The following is a 15,302-nucleotide window of genomic DNA, read 5'->3' on the forward strand; positions in this document are numbered from 1 at the left end:
TTATTCCCCCTTAGTCCCACCAACTGTAATTTCACTAACACGAATCATAGGCTGACCAACATTAACAGGAATACTGCCGCTTTGGGAGCCACACATACCAGCACCATGTGCAAGATTATTACCAACACGATCCACAAGCTGCAATGTTTTTGCACCATTTCCAATCAGTGTTGCACCGCGTACAGGGCGTTCAATTTTGCCGTTTTTCACGATATAGGCTTCAGCAACAGCAAAGTTATAATCACCGGTTGCAGGATTTACTTGGCCTCCACCCATATACTTTGTGTAAAGTCCGTATTCGGTATCAGCAATAATTTCTTCTGGAGTGGATGTACCTGGTGCGATATACGTATTGGTCATGCGTGATGTAGGGCTGAAACGATAGGATTGACGGCGTGAAGAGCCTGTTGGTTCAGCGTTCATACGACGTGCATTGAACTTATCAATCAAGTAACCTTTTAAAATACCATTTTCGATTAAGACATTTTTTCGTGTTTTTTCGCCTTCATCATCAATGTTAAGAGAACCCCATTCATTTGGGAGAGTACCGTCATCGATATAAGTCACAATCTCTGGTGCGACTCTTTCACCAATTCGATTGGCAAATACAGAATTGTTCTTTGCGACAGCTGTCGCTTCAAGTCCGTGTCCGCAAGCTTCATGGAAAATCACACCACCAAATTCATTGTCGATGATAACAGGGAATTTACCACTTGGGCATTCATCTGCATGAAGCATCGTTATAGCAATACGTGCAGCTTCTCCTGCATAGTGATTCAAATCTAAATTCTCTATATATTCAAATCCAGCATGAGCACCAGGGCCATAGAAACCTGTTTGCAATTCATTTCCTTCGGTTGCTGTTGTTTGAATGGCTAATCGACTATGAACACGTGTGTCTTCAATGAATTTACCTTCAGAATTAGCAATGAGAATATTTTGTTCTTCGTCCAAGTAACGAACTCTAACTTGACTAATACGTGGATCGTAGTTTCGAGCAATGTCGTTTGCCTGTCTCATAACCGCAGCTCTTTTTGCATGTTCTACAGATTTAGGCGTTTGAGCAATTTGGTGAATGGGCGAAAATGTTTCCTTTTGAAGCGGATGAATGGTACCCGAACCACCACCTTGAATCGCAAGCGCTGCTTTTTTCGCCGCTAAAAGTAGTCCTTCATCTGAGAAATCATTCGTATAAGTATATATACTTTGCAGTCCCGAGAAAATACGAATGCCGATGCCAAAATCACGGCCCGAAATACTGTTTTCTATTTTGTTATCCACGAAGCCCAATGAATTAGTAAATTTATCCTCTACAAATATTTCTGAAAAATCTCCACCCGTAGAGAGTGCCACTTCCAATACATTTTCAATGATTGATTGTTTAATCATGTTTCCGCCCCCTTTATTTCATTATAAATCATTTACCATTGTAAGTTTTATAATAATTTGATAATTTTGTATATTTAAAAATATAAAAAGTTGAGCCGTTTTTAAATTAAATGTATGGATAGGAATTTTATTGGGCTTTTAAGTGGCTAATTAAATTAAGATAATAGTTTTTTAGATAATAATTTGATTTTTTTAATAATAATAATTCATAAATGCTATAATTTAATAGATTAATTTTAAGTAGGAGGGTTTTTTTGAAGAGGTCAGGTCAAAATTTATTTATAATTTTTATGATGGTATTAGCTTTTGGTATAGTGAATGTGAATCATACTATATCTGTAGATGCAGCTACTCCATCAATTTCATTAGGCTTTGTCCCATTCGATACAGAGGTAGATCCGGATCAACCAATTGTTTATATGACAGAGCTAAATAGTAAGACACTTTATGCAGCCAACTATGAAACAGGTGTTGTGAAAAAGTTGACGTTACCGTATTTAGCGGAAAGAATGACATTGTATAAAGGAAAGTTATATGTGACACAGCACAAAACACCGCATTATACATACAATAATGGTCCGTATGATGGAGCTATTGCAGAAGTGAATACGAGCGATTTTACTTTAGCCGACACATTTGATGTTGAGGCAGATCCGTATGACTTAGCAGTTGATAAGGATGGTATTTTGTATATCACGCCCGGTTCAGGTCAGTTTCAATTAATCGCAATTTATGATTTAAAGGATAAAAAGCCTGTACAAGATGTGAAGAATAGAGAGTATCGATATTTATCAAATATTTACTATAGTGAAAGTGCATCCAATATGTATATTATTGCTAATAAAGTAAGTCCTATTTCAATTGAGGGATTAGGAGTAGAAAAAGGAGATATTACAACGGTAAAAGATTCCCAATTAACCGATAGTCATACATTAAAAGAAAATGCGACAATATCACCTAACGGTCTGAATTTATATAATAATAGTGGTACTGTATTTAAATTATCAAAAGATGAAAAGGATAATTTAGTCTTTGATTTTCAATTAAATCATCCATTTAATGATTTTTCTTTTAGTTCAAAGGATCGTCTTATGTTTGGCGCCAATGTTGATGGAGGTATTGATGTTTATAAAGACGGTGAAAATACATATTTGTATACAATACAGCCAGAACTTAATGTCCAAAAAATATTTTATAATAATGATTTAGTTGCATTAACAAAAGATAAAGATGATAAGTATTCATTAACTAAGATTGAGGGCTATAAGAAAGACCATTTTGAATTCATGAAAGCAAAATACGAGTTTAAGCAGTATAGCAAGTACGTTCCTAAAGAATTGGCCGAAGGTACACGAAATGTAGAGTATAAGAGTAATTTGATTTTATATTTCAATCAAAATATCCAATTAGTAGATGCATCTAAAATTACTGTCAAAGGACCTAAAGGGAATTTGCCGATCAAGATTGAAGTGACGGATGGTTTATTGAAATTGATTCCTGAGGATCCTTTTACAAAGAGCTCTAAGTATACATTGAATGTTGGAGCTGGGGCAGTAAAGGGTTATGATGGCACAATACTTGATAAGTCAAGTAGTATTCACTTTACCACGCTGGTTCCAGCTATTACCCATTTTGACGCTTATGTAAGTAAGGGGGATGATCTATTAAGTTATGTATTTGATGCATGGGCTTTTGGCGAAAATCCTCAATATGAATTTACTTTAGTGAGTGAAGATAACAGTAAAAAAGTTGTGCAACCTTTCAGTTCAAAAAATAGATTTGTATGGTTCCCTGAAAAGAATGGTCACTACACAATGCTTGTATCTGCTAAAAGTAAAGGTTCAGATGTCATTTATACTAGAGAACTTACAACTGATGTCAATGATACTGACAAACCGAAAGTTGCTTGGAGTTTAAGTAAGGAAACGTTGACAAATCAGCCGGTGACGATCAAATTATCTGCATCAGATGATTCTGGTATTTATAAAATTAAAATGCCGGTGGGCGAAGTAGAAAACGAATCCCAAATAGATTATAAAGTCACAAAGAATGGTATCTATTCTTTCATAGTAGAAGATCAATTTGGAAATGCTTCAACACAAGAAGTTAAAGTAACAAATATTGATACAACTAAACCACAGTTGCTGCTGTCACAAAATACTACGAAACCAACGAATAAGGATATTACGATAACAGTGCAAGCTTCCGATAACGTTGCTGTAAAAAGTATTCAATTACCGAATGGACAAGAAGTAAACCAATCAAATATTACTTTTGAGGCGAGTAAATCAGGGAGCTACATATTTGTTGTAACGGATACAGCAGGTAATCAAGTAACAAAGTCGATTACGATCAATAATATCTTCAAGGGGAAGCCGACTTTGACAACCGTCAATGCAATTGACGATACACATATAGAGATGAAAGGCAAAGCTACTCCTAATACAACAATCTATGCGAAAAAGGACAATGAAGTAATTGGTTCTGGAAACGTATCATTAAAAGGGGAATTCAGCTTTAAAATTTCAAAGCAAAAAGCTGGTACCAAAATAAATGTGTATGTAAAGGATCCACTGAACAATATCAGTAAACCGAAAATGATGACGGTGCTTGATAAAACAGCACCAGTGAAACCAAAAATCAATACAGTAAAGGCAAGCTCAACGGTGGTTACGGGAAAGGCCGAAAAGCGAGCGAAGATTTACATTTACAATGGTAAAAATCTTGTGAAAAAGGGCGCAGTCAATTCAAAAGGTATTGTGCGTATTACAATTCCAAAACAAAAGAAAAATAGTAACTTAACAATCTACGCAGTTGATCAAGCGAAGAATAAAAGTAAAGCAACGTATGTAAAGGTAAAATAGTTTAGTTATAAACATCCTTCTTTAGAGTTGCAATTGAATCTTAAATAAATAGATCGAATTCAAAAAGAGATACCTGCCATCTGTAGAGATTAGGAATGGCAGGTGTCTTTTTCATTTAATTCGCTAACGTTGCAATGATCAGCATTGTGAGTGCGCTGTACATATAGCTTAAGAGTATAAGTGACTATTGCTAAAGTCTTTAAGAATCACCACTTACACGAGTTGCGATATTCTATCATTTTTTGATTATATTTCCTCTTGGAAATAGATTTTATAAAACTTACGATTTGTTGTTTCATCATAGCCGACTTCGATTAGTTCATCCACTTGCTCGATATCACGTACGTTAACCTGAATTTCAATATTGGAATCGAGTTTAATTTTACGTTTATAACTTTTTTCGGCTTTTTCAATCGCACTTTCAGAAATAATTGTTTCGTAGGGCTTTACCGTATTTACGATAATATCTTTTTGTACGGGTTCAGCCTTTTCGAAAACTGAGTCAATATAATCGTTAACTTGGAATTCTTCTTCATTTTTAAAATAATCAAGCGTTTTGTTTAAAAATCCTAATTTCTCGGTATTCGTAAAACTTTCTTCTTTTAAAATATATTTTTTACATTCTGTTAGCGCTAAATTCGTTTTATGATAACATTCATCCGCTACCTTAATCTTTAAAAAGCGCTCCTGCCAATAGATTACGTCTTCTTTCTTTTTCGTTTTGATAAAGACAGCAGGCGCTTCATCTGGTCCCATATCTACGATGACAGCCATATTATTGATTTTCTTTACATTTATACCATCGATGCCATTGACAATCACTTTGTTTTGTTCGTTTTTAACATCTAAGAATATTTCTTTTTCATCAATTTTTACAATGGCAATGACCTTTTTCATCTCTGTATTCCAAAGGCAATTTTCGAATAATCCAATAAACAATTCGCCATCTTTTATATTAGGATGTTGGGATACGCTTTGCAGGTGTGTAGCGATATGTTTTGATTGTTCTAGGAAACTACTGTCATTATCAAAAATAGACTTCACATATGTGTACACTTCATTTAATCCAATGTCCGTTTCGTGAAAACATTCATATTGCTGATCCCAATCAATTTTGTTAAACGCTAATTGGGTAAATGCTGCTTCGAGCATGACCTCTGGCTGAGAGAATGCCGCTTCTCCCAAAACAAGCACATCGCTTACATGGTGTACCACATACTGTGCTAATTTACTTTCACTTACTTCTAGCATAGTCTTCACCTTCAAATCATTAGTTGTCGAGAATATACCATATCATACTCCACTCAATATTTACATGCCTAATATTTAATTGAGGTGATGTTCATTAGTGAAGACTCTGAGATCGTAGTCCGAAGAGACTTGGAAAAAATGGAAGCAGAAGTTTTGTTTTCCGTGTTTTAGGCAATTATGCATAAATTATTCAAATTATCATAGGAACATAGGGGTTTTGAGCAAAACTATATTATATGGTAATAATGTAAGCGGGATTAATTATAGTGAGTGAATCCTACTGATACAAATAATTAATTCAAAATTGAATATATAATATCAAAAATGAAATTTAGTTCTAAAGAATACTTCTACATAAGCACAATTCACTGAATGTTCATATATCTCTGCATGTTGGCACAATAATTGCTTATAAAAATGTAATTACATTTAAAGGAGGTTCAAAAACATGCAAGAAAATTTGAACAACAAAAATGGTGGATCTGCTTCAGAGCATCATGATAGTGATGCTGCACAATTGGCAGCACTTGGTTATGAATCTGAATTTCGCCGCGACATGAGCCCATGGGCAAACTTTTCGCTTGGGTTCACTTACCTTTCTCCTGTAGTAGGAGTGTACACTCTATTTGCCTTCGCACTTGCGCAAGGTGGCCCGCCTATGATATGGAGTCTTGTCATCTGTGGACTAGGACAGCTATTGGTGGCACTAGTATTTAGTGAGATTGTTGCGCAATTCCCTGTTGCAGGAGGCGTTTATCCTTGGGCACGAAGGCTATGGGGGCGTAAGTGGGCATGGATGACTGGTTGGGTTTACTTAATGGCTTTACTTGTGACGATTGCTAGTGTAGTATACGGGGCTGGACCTTTTATAGCCCAAGTTTTGGGTTTTGAAGTATCGGTGAATTCGACGATTCTTTGTGCAATAGGTTTACTTGTCTTATCGACTATCATCAATTTTCTTGGCACAAAGGTTCTCGCAACTGCAGCGGTTATTGGTTTTGCTGCAGAGATTATTGGTGCGCTTGTAGTTGGTTTTTGGTTGCTTATCACAGAAAGGCATCATAATCTAAGTGTGCTCTTTGATTCTTTTGGAGCTCAAGGTAATCATAGCTTCATGTATGCATTTGCAGCAGCTGGATTAATTGGAGCTTTCTTATATTATGGGTTCGAAGCTTGTGGTGATGTTGCTGAAGAGGTACCGAATCCAGGTGTACTTATCCCAAAAGCAATGCGTCGGACGATTTACATTGGTGGAGCTGCAGCAACTTTTGTTTGTCTTTCATTAGTACTTTCAGTTGCTGATATCCCAGCAGTTATTTCTGGTAAGGATGTAACGCCTGTTGATACAGTGCTAAACAAGGCATTTGGTGCTGTTGGCGCGAAAATTGTACTGTGTATTGTGTTAATTTCATTCCTGTCATGTGCAATAAGTTTACAGGCGGCAGCAAGTAGACTTGCCTATTCGTATGGACGTGATGACATGATTATTGGAAGTAAATTGTTAAAGAAGTTTTCAACTTCTCGTCACATACCGCCTTATGCGTTGCTTCTTGCAGCTATTGTTCCAGCCATCATTGTGTTGGGATCAAAAGTGTCTACAGATGCGCTTACAAAGGTAGTCAGTTTTGCGGCATTTGGTATTTATCTTGGATTCCAAATGGTTGTCTTTGCTGCACTTCGAGCTAGACTAAAAGGATGGAAACCAAGTGGGAAGTATCAATTAGGCAAGTGGGGGCTACCTATTAATATTGGTGCGCTTGTCTACGGAATAATTGCTATGATCAACATGTGTTGGCCAAGAACACCAGATGTAGCTTGGTATGATAACTATATCGTGAGTGTTTCAGCAGTTGTCGTTGTTGTGATTGGTTTAGTGTATATGATGATTCATCGTAGCTACGGACATAGCAATATGCCGTATAATGATGCCATACCGAAAAATGTAGAAAACGAACGCAAGGACATGTCAGCGTAAGTTTGTTGCTAATAATATGATTTGAAATATCCAAAAAGCTAAACAAAAAACTCTAAAACGAATCTCATTCGCTTTAGAGTTTTTATTTTATCTATTAAAACGGACCATAATTCATCTTTTCTGCAATCACTAACAAAATCACTGAAATGATGAAGATAATGATAAAGAATTTAAAGTACCATCTCACCCATTTGTTCCAAGGGATACCTGCAACTGCAAGTGCCGCGATTAGCGCGCCGTTAGTAGGGAACATGCTTGCTGCGATACCGTCACCTAATTGGAAGGCAAGTACAGCAGTTTGGCGTGTGACTCCTACTAAATCAGCTAATGGTGCCATAATCGGCATTGTCAGTGCAGCTTGTCCACTTTGTGATGGGACTAGGAAGTTGATGATCATTTGCAAAATCATCATACCAACAGCTGTGAATGTTGATGGGAGATCATTTAATAGAGTGGAGGCAAAATGTAGGATCGTATCCATCAAACCACCTGTTTTAAAGATGACTAATACAGTTTGTGCTAACCCGATGATTAAAGCACCACCGATTAGTTCTGATGTTCCTTTTACAAAGCTATCGGCAATTTCAGATGCTCCAAGACCACCGACAATCCCCATAATAATACCGAACATTAAGAATAACCCAGCGATTTCTGGAATGTACCAGCCATATTTCATAACACCGATGATTAATATCACGAAGTTTAATAAAAAGGCAGTTAACACTAATTTATGACGTAATGTGAAAGTAATAGACATATCTTCTTTTGTATGTGGACTTAACTTTTCAAATTTGCCGTAAATTCCTAAATCAGGATTTTTCTTAACCTTCATTGCATGACGATAAACAAAGATGGCTGCTGTTGCGTAGAACACAACGAAAACAATTAGGCGATAACCAATCCCTGAGAATGTTGGGAGTTCGGCAATACCTTGTGCAACCCCAACGGAGAATGGGTTTAAAAAGCCCGCTGTGAAACCCATTGAGGCGCCGACTACTACAATAGCAAAGCCTGTAACGGCATCGAATCCTAATGCAATAGTTAATGGGACAAGAAGTGCTACATAAACAGCCACTTCATCTGACATCCCCATTGTTGCACCACAAATACCAAAGAACAACATAAAAATCGGAACAACTAATTTCTCACGGTTTTTCATTTTGCGTGCAAATGTTACGATAAATGAATCGAGTGCACCTGTGGCATTAATAATACCGAATACACCACCAATAATTAATACGAAGAAAATCGTACCTGCACCATTCACCATACCTTTGTGAATATCACTAAATAATTCTAATAGACCAACTGGATGATTATTCACAAATGAAAAAGTCTCTGGCATAATAACACTTCTACCATCCACTACTTTTGTATCGTAATGTCCAGCTGGCACAATATACGTTAAAATAGCAGATATTACGATTAAAGCAAAGATTAATACATATGCATTAACACCTTTACTTCCTTTACCTGCTTTCTTTTTCTTAAACATAGCCTTGCTCCTAACTTATGTCAAAATATTCAAAAATGCATCTTATATAGAAAATAACTTTATGGAATGACTTAAATTGTTTCTTGATAGGTTGTTATTATACATAAAATATGATTTTTATACAATAGAGTTTTATAAATTAATTTAATCGTTTTTTTTAATGGATGTATAAAAACTAAAGATAGGAACTGTTAGTTATGGTTAGGGACTATGTGATTCAGATTCTTAATATAAGTGAAGGTAGGGGACAGGTTAATGTAGAAGTTATTTTCTAAATGTATAAATCGAAGTATTCGCGACTTTGCAGATTATGTTAATTCGAAGGAGATGCAGCTACGGGGAGTCTAATAGATGTTTTAGCAGCTTACTTTATTAAATACCAGTAGGAGGTAAAGTAGTAAAAATGCTGAGGGAGTATGTTTTCTTTACTATTTGAATTAACAGGGCAATTATACAACTAAATAGGAAAGTTTTTTACGAACTGAGCAAGTTAGTGGAATATCGGTGAAACTTTTAATCCCATTTTCATATGAGAGAGGGCACTGAATAAGTAAAAACAGATGTAAATTTATGATGAAAATCTGGTATAGCTATCTTCATTCAATAGCAATATATACAATAAATAATTGTATTACTACACTTTTTCAGGGGACACATATGAGATAAATGGGGGATGCGGTATGCTTCGTAAGCTATCAGGATCAATACTGTTTACAAAATAGAGGGAAATCTACTAGAAGTATTTTAGGATTATTTTTTTAAAAGCTACACTTAGTATGTAAAACAATGAATTTTCCTCAAAAAAAAGATGGATTCAGATTATAGAATCTGTCCATCTACAATAATTTGACCTGTTATATGGTCGTATTCAACTTCACACATTGCTCCAAGCTGAATGCCTTCTGGTAATTCTCTTGTCTCAACGACATGTGATTCATTGATAATCGCTAAGTATTGCCCATTTACTAATACTACCTTTGTCATGTATATATACCTCCTTTGAATTTGAAAAGTATTTAATCTTCAACTAAAGTACAAACTTTATGATGAAGATTCCTTAATAATATATTAACAAAAGTAATTAGAAAATGCAAAATATTCAGATTATTAAAATGAGATATTTTGTATGAGGATGTTTGTATTTATAATAAAACTGTTCAATTCACGAAATAGAGCAGCCAATCCATTAAATTCATCGTTCAAGATCTTTTATATCCTAAGAAAACAGAATAATACTAATACTATTTACATCTTCAACCAACTAAAACTGAAATAAACTCACTAAAGAAAATCCCACTGGAACATTCCAATGGGATCAGCAATTTACTGCAGCAAATATTCTTCTTTCAATTCCGAAATATCCACTTCAGAACGTTCTTCTAAGGAATGTCTTAAGTGGACAGTTGCAGTTCTTTCATTGAGTAACTTATCAATCCATACAGAAACGCCGTTATAGCTCACTTCATATTCTTTAGGTGAGGCAACTATTTCTTGTGCACGTTGATATTCCAAATAAAGACCTCCTATTTTTGCCTATTCTTTTGCTTATTTTTAGCAACCAAGCTTTCTAGCTCAAGTAACTCCTGAGCAGTCTCTTCTTTTGCGGCTTGTGGCGCTATTTTTTCGTTTTTCGGTGTTTGGGGTAGTGAGCTTTTATTCTTGCTTTTGCCTTGTTTATTATCTCTTCCCATATGTTGAATTCTCCTTTCAATGTGGATCATTCTTAATATGGCTTGGAAAAGCTTTTTTATCACAAAAAAATACACAGCATAGAGTTTTGAATGCTGTGTATTGAGAAATATTAAGTAATGTGTTTAAGTGTATTCAGAAAAAAACTGTATCTTAAATTAGCGATGAAGGTTAATGTTAAAGATCCCAAAACCACTTAATTCTGTTTTACCTGTATAAGAGAATGGACTTTCTTTCGTGATATATTGTTCAGCTTTTGGTGAAGTCGTGAAGGTTACATTCACGTTTTGTGAGATTGGTGCAATGGACCAATTGCCATCAGCAGTTGGAGTAATTTCTTTCTTTTCAGAAATATAATCCATTAAAATTTGACGGTTCTCATCGGCTGAATCAACTACTAACTGACTTCCTTTAATTCCAGGGAAGTTTCCGCCTCCATTTGCACGGTAATTATTTGTTACGACTATAAATTCTTGTTCAGGATCGATTGGTTTACCGTTATAATTTAGATTTACTACACGACTTGAAGTTGGGTTTACTAGTTTACCATCTATTCCGTATTTAGCAGGCTTTGTAACATCGATTTGGTATTCAACACCATCAATTATATCGAAATTATATACTGGGAAAGCGGGATTGATTAATTGTTGCTCCGTTGTTTTTGTAGGATCAATCGTGTTAAATTTACCAGCTGACATTTCAATCCATTCTTTTACGACTGAGCCTTTCACTTTTACCGCTTTTAAGGTGTTGTCATAAAGGTATAAATCACCTGCACTGCGGATTGTTAAATCACCTTTTTTAATTTCTGTGTATTCATCCACGCCATTACGACCAGCTTTAAACGGTGCTCCTACTGAAAGAATTGGCAGGTTTTTGAATTCAGGCTTGTTTAGAGCGATATATTTTTCTACATACCATTTTTGTGCATTTGTCACGACTTGAACGGATGGATCATCTTGTACAAGTGCAAAATAGCTATAGATATCATCAGTTGTCTTACCAATTGGTGTATTGACATATTTTAATGTAGCTTCGTGATCAGCTTTAACTGCATTTGCAACAGTTTCGTCAGCTGTTACAGTTTCGATTGCTCTTGTTGAAGATTGAGAATTAGATACCTTCCATTTGCCTTTTTCTTTTTTCAAAGTTAAATCAATAATGCCTAAATTACCACCGCCGTAGCCAGCTTGAACAGCAGGAACGCCGTTGATTGTTCCTTTATCATTATTAACTCCAGGCAATAGTTGTCCATTTGAATCTTTGAATAATGCGTCTAAACTCGCAACGTCTTTTGCAGGGAATACTTTATGTGTATGTGAAAAAGTAATTGCATCGATTCCAGAAACTTTGCTCAAAGAATAGATTGTATCTTCTGTATTGTCTAAATTTCCGTTGAAACCGGAGTGAGCTAATGCAATGACTACATCTGCACCTTTCTTTTTCATATCAGGTACATATTTTTTTGCTGTTTCTACGATATTTTTGGTAATAACTTTACCATCTAGATTTGCTTTGTCCCATTCGTTGATTTGAGGGGGAGCAAAACCGATGTATCCGACTTTAATTGTGGTTGTTTTACCAGATTCATCTTTTACTTTTTTATTGACAATTTTGTACGGAGTGTACTTGTTTTTATCATTTTTTGGATTTTTGTCGTGATCATCCACATATACGTTTGCATTCACAAAAGGGAATTTCGCGTCATCGTATACTTCATCTAAATAATCTAATCCATAGTTAAATTCATGATTTCCAAGTGTCGCCATGTCATACTTCATGATATTCATAGCTTTAATGGCTGGATGAACTTCTCCATCCTTTAACGGATTAATTTTCGCTTCATATGTTCCGAGAGGAGTACCTTGAATCAAGTCACCGTTGTCTACTAATACTGAATTTTTCACTTCAGATCGCGCTGATTTTACAAGCGTTGCTGTTTTAGCCAAACCCAATTTAGGTGCTACGCTATTTTTGTAATAATCAAAGTCTAGTAGATTTGTGTGCACATCTGTTGTTTCCATAATACGAAGTTTGACTGGTGATTGAACCTTGGTTTTAGAAGGTTTTGAAGCAGCATCTGCATCACTTGACGCAACGGCCGCTAACAACATGCTTACTGCAAGTGTACTTGATAAAATTTTAAAAGCTTTTGACTTATTGCCTTTCATTTCTTCCACCCATCCTTTTGCCAATTTTGAGACTATTAACTCAAAATAGAATATAGCATATTTAATATTAAAGTGGTGTTAAAAATTAATTTAATAGTTAATTTTTACCTTGTTTTCGTCCTAATTAGACAAAATCAGGGTCGTTGTTCTTGTTTCTTATGAAGGGGAAACAGAAGTAATTTAGTACTAATAGAATTGTTTATATTTAGTTATTGAATGGGTCAATTTCATAAATGCTTTTTTAGTTAAAAAATATGAATGTTTTCTAATTTATAACAACTCAATAATTCAGATAATATTTCATTTTCAGTATTTACTTAGTATGCCGCTCCAGATGGCGCTTTCCGCGGGCGAGCGTTGAGCCTCCTCGGAAGCACGTACCGTGCTTCACTGCGGGGTCTCAACTGTCTCGCTTTCCCGCAGGAGTCGCCATCTTCCGCTTCATAGACAATGTTCTAATTAATACGGCAAATAACAATGGTATTAGATTTATTGAATGATGTAAGAAATAACGCTCGTAAACCAGTAACATTAATCACGACTTTGGATTCGAATTGTGCGCTTGCTATAAGTAAAGACTTTTGAAAGAAAGTAAATTTGGGGTCATTCAAGCATACGTTGATAATTTCAACGAATTCATGTTTTGTACGGAATTGGTAGTGTTCAACATAAAAAACTTCATATAGTTTAATCAATTTTATAATGCAAAATTCATATAAAATATACGAACATTTAATATTATTCAATTTTGTTAATTGTGGAGCGAAAGACGGCGACTCCTACGGGAAAAGCTTGAGCTGAAAGCCCCGCAGGAACGTAGTGACGAGGAGATTGAAGCCAAGCCCGTGGAAAGCGCCGTCTGTAGCGGAACAGCCAAAGCTAAATATGAAAAAATAAATTTGTTAAAATGTTCGTATTTAAAAACTGAAAATGGATTTATTAAATTGATTCAGTTGAAAATAAAAAAACTCCGAATGGTTAAAATACATTATGAGGAATATGGAAGAGGAATTTAAAATTCTTTTCTATGTTTTTCATGAAAATCAATGAGGAGGATCGCTATGCCAAATGTAAAGGTAAACTGTACTGTATCAGATTGTTTTTTCCATAAGGAAGATAATATCTGTGGGGCTGAAAAAATTGAAGTAGAGATGGATTACAGCTCCAAAAATATGAATACAGAGTTTGCTTCAGATTTTGACTTCCACGCTATTTCTAAAGAAGCTAGTCATTCTGCAGATACTTGTTGTAAAACGTTCAAACCTAAATAAGAACAAGTTTTATAAATTGGGTAGCATTGAGTGAAGTCAAAGGTACTGATATTGGCAGCTTTACAAAACATTGAGAAGGTGGGGACTAAAAAGGATATTCTTTTTAGTCCCTTTTTGATGAGTTCTCTTACCCAATTAACATCGGGATAAAATATATTTAGAGCAGCTCTAATTGGCACTCATGTATTCAAACAATGAATAAATGAATATCAATCGTTCATACTTATAGTGAAGAAAGAGTAGCCTTATTAAAAAAGATTATATTTGGCAAAAAAAAAATTCATTTTACTGTTGACTCATGGTAATATCTGCTATACAATGAATGTAATAATTAATTCGGCTAATCGGAAACAAAGCATTCACCTGTTAAAAGTGATCGTATTTGTATCGATCGCATTTGATAGGTGATTTTTTTATCTATTGGAAGATAAATTATTAATAAACAATAATGGAGGTCATTTAAATGACACAAGGTACAGTAAAATGGTTTAACGCAGAAAAAGGTTTCGGTTTCATCGAAGTTGAAGGTGGAAACGACGTATTCGTACACTTCTCAGCTATCCAAGGTGAAGGTTTCAAATCACTTGAAGAAGGTCAAAAAGTTGAATTTGGCGTAGAAGAAGGCAACCGCGGACCACAAGCTACTAACGTAACTAAACTTTAATTCTTACGAAAACGTTTATTCGTTAAGTACAAAAGGCATCCTTATAGGGTGCCTTTTTTGTTTGTTAAAAAGAACGGATAATCAAGAAAGTTGAAGTTGGTAAAGGTTGGAAGGAACTTTTTAATGGCTCAGAAGAATTAGAAAGGAAGAATTTAAGTCTACCACTGGTTAAAGAGATAAGCTGTATCGGAGTTGGTACCTATCATAATCTTCTTTAGTCTAAAATATAAGTGAATTTCCAACTTCATCTGCAATGAAAGAATGAAATAAATCATTCTTTAACTATAGTTGGATGATGTTCTTACACTATTTTCTGCCGATCAATTCGAAACAAACTATTATCACTGACAGTTGATGGATAAGCATCAACGGTTTTTTTCTGTGAATAAAAGTGGGGGTGTTTGCCCTGACGCACCTGCCGAAAAACTGGCAGCCGAGCCCCCGAATGTAGCTTTATAATAAAGTTTGGTTATTTTTAGATATCCTTATTCAACTAAAGCCAATGTACGTAGGATAAGGAACATTTGTATAGA

Annotated in this window: 11 protein-coding genes; 4 read left to right on the forward strand and 7 right to left on the reverse strand. The window is 35.2% G+C overall.

Translation table 11 applies throughout. The features are described 5' to 3' along the window. Complete coding sequence (locus ACIQ4I_RS13155) at positions 1-1,389, reverse strand: TldD/PmbA family protein (protein WP_403096492.1); 1,389 nt, start codon at positions 1,387-1,389, stop codon at positions 1-3. 254 nt (positions 1,390-1,643) lie between these two features. Here ACIQ4I_RS13155 and ACIQ4I_RS13160 point away from each other — a divergent pair, with 254 nt between their 5' ends. Next, the gene (locus ACIQ4I_RS13160; protein ID WP_403096494.1) at positions 1,644-4,253 is read left to right on the forward strand and encodes an Ig-like domain-containing protein; all 2,610 of its coding nucleotides are present in this window, start codon (positions 1,644-1,646) and stop codon (positions 4,251-4,253) included. 246 nt (positions 4,254-4,499) lie between these two features. Here the strand turns inward: ACIQ4I_RS13160 and ACIQ4I_RS13165 are convergent, their stop codons facing one another. Next, positions 4,500-5,504 (reverse strand): nucleoid-associated protein, encoded by a 1,005-nt coding sequence (locus ACIQ4I_RS13165; RefSeq protein WP_403096496.1) that lies wholly within the window; start codon positions 5,502-5,504, stop codon positions 4,500-4,502. 448 nt (positions 5,505-5,952) lie between these two features. Between ACIQ4I_RS13165 and ACIQ4I_RS13170 the strand changes: the two genes are divergently transcribed. Further along, the gene (locus tag ACIQ4I_RS13170; protein WP_403096497.1) at positions 5,953-7,479 is read left to right on the forward strand and encodes an APC family permease; all 1,527 of its coding nucleotides are present in this window, start codon (positions 5,953-5,955) and stop codon (positions 7,477-7,479) included. 94 nt (positions 7,480-7,573) lie between these two features. On the opposite strand, the gene ACIQ4I_RS13175 is transcribed toward ACIQ4I_RS13170, so the two are convergent. The 5 genes from ACIQ4I_RS13175 to ACIQ4I_RS13195 all read right to left on the reverse strand — a co-directional run bounded on the left by ACIQ4I_RS13175 (position 7,574) and on the right by ACIQ4I_RS13195 (position 12,834). After that, on the reverse strand, positions 7,574-8,974 hold the full coding sequence (locus ACIQ4I_RS13175; RefSeq protein ID WP_403096498.1) for a YfcC family protein: 1,401 nt from the start codon (positions 8,972-8,974) through the stop codon (positions 7,574-7,576). An 819-nt stretch (positions 8,975-9,793) separates the two neighbouring features. Continuing rightward, entirely contained in the window at positions 9,794-9,958 is a 165-nt protein-coding gene (locus ACIQ4I_RS13180; protein WP_403096499.1) for a hypothetical protein, read from the reverse strand. A 339-nt stretch (positions 9,959-10,297) separates the two neighbouring features. After that, positions 10,298-10,486 carry a small, acid-soluble spore protein, H family gene (locus tag ACIQ4I_RS13185; RefSeq protein WP_403096500.1) on the reverse strand — a complete coding sequence of 63 codons (189 nt, stop codon included), beginning with the start codon at positions 10,484-10,486 and terminating at the stop codon, positions 10,298-10,300. Positions 10,487-10,497: 11 nt separating this feature from the next. Next, a complete protein-coding gene (locus tag ACIQ4I_RS13190; RefSeq protein ID WP_403096501.1) occupies positions 10,498-10,665 on the reverse strand; it encodes a hypothetical protein in 168 nt (55 codons plus the stop codon). Between the two features lie 156 nt (positions 10,666-10,821). Next, entirely contained in the window at positions 10,822-12,834 is a 2,013-nt protein-coding gene (locus ACIQ4I_RS13195; RefSeq protein ID WP_403096503.1) for a bifunctional 2',3'-cyclic-nucleotide 2'-phosphodiesterase/3'-nucleotidase, read from the reverse strand. Positions 12,835-13,895: 1,061 nt separating this feature from the next. Here ACIQ4I_RS13195 and ACIQ4I_RS13200 point away from each other — a divergent pair. Beyond that, on the forward strand, positions 13,896-14,105 hold the full coding sequence (locus ACIQ4I_RS13200) for a DUF1540 domain-containing protein (RefSeq protein ID WP_403096504.1): 210 nt from the start codon (positions 13,896-13,898) through the stop codon (positions 14,103-14,105). A 463-nt stretch (positions 14,106-14,568) separates the two neighbouring features. After that, on the forward strand, positions 14,569-14,769 hold the full coding sequence (locus tag ACIQ4I_RS13205) for a cold-shock protein (protein WP_397538098.1): 201 nt from the start codon (positions 14,569-14,571) through the stop codon (positions 14,767-14,769). Positions 14,770-15,302 lie beyond the last annotated feature (533 nt).

Origin of the sequence: Rummeliibacillus sp. NPDC094406 (assembly GCF_044763875.1) — a bacterium.
Classification (GTDB): domain Bacteria; phylum Bacillota; class Bacilli; order Bacillales_A; family Planococcaceae; genus Rummeliibacillus.

What these genes read in the sequence shown, in the direction of transcription:
- ACIQ4I_RS13155 (WP_403096492.1), bottom strand. Translation starts at nt 1,389, where the DNA reads ATGATTAAACAATCAATCATTGAAAATGTATTGGAAGTGGCACTCTCT.
- ACIQ4I_RS13165 (WP_403096496.1), bottom strand. Translation starts at nt 5,504, where the DNA reads ATGCTAGAAGTAAGTGAAAGTAAATTAGCACAGTATGTGGTACACCAT.
- ACIQ4I_RS13170 (WP_403096497.1), top strand. Translation starts at nt 5,953, where the DNA reads ATGCAAGAAAATTTGAACAACAAAAATGGTGGATCTGCTTCAGAGCAT.
- ACIQ4I_RS13175 (WP_403096498.1), bottom strand. Translation starts at nt 8,974, where the DNA reads ATGTTTAAGAAAAAGAAAGCAGGTAAAGGAAGTAAAGGTGTTAATGCA.
- ACIQ4I_RS13180 (WP_403096499.1), bottom strand. Translation starts at nt 9,958, where the DNA reads ATGACAAAGGTAGTATTAGTAAATGGGCAATACTTAGCGATTATCAAT.
- ACIQ4I_RS13190 (WP_403096501.1), bottom strand. Translation starts at nt 10,665, where the DNA reads ATGGGAAGAGATAATAAACAAGGCAAAAGCAAGAATAAAAGCTCACTA.
- ACIQ4I_RS13195 (WP_403096503.1), bottom strand. Translation starts at nt 12,834, where the DNA reads ATGAAAGGCAATAAGTCAAAAGCTTTTAAAATTTTATCAAGTACACTT.
- ACIQ4I_RS13200 (WP_403096504.1), top strand. Translation starts at nt 13,896, where the DNA reads ATGCCAAATGTAAAGGTAAACTGTACTGTATCAGATTGTTTTTTCCAT.
- ACIQ4I_RS13205 (WP_397538098.1), top strand. Translation starts at nt 14,569, where the DNA reads ATGACACAAGGTACAGTAAAATGGTTTAACGCAGAAAAAGGTTTCGGT.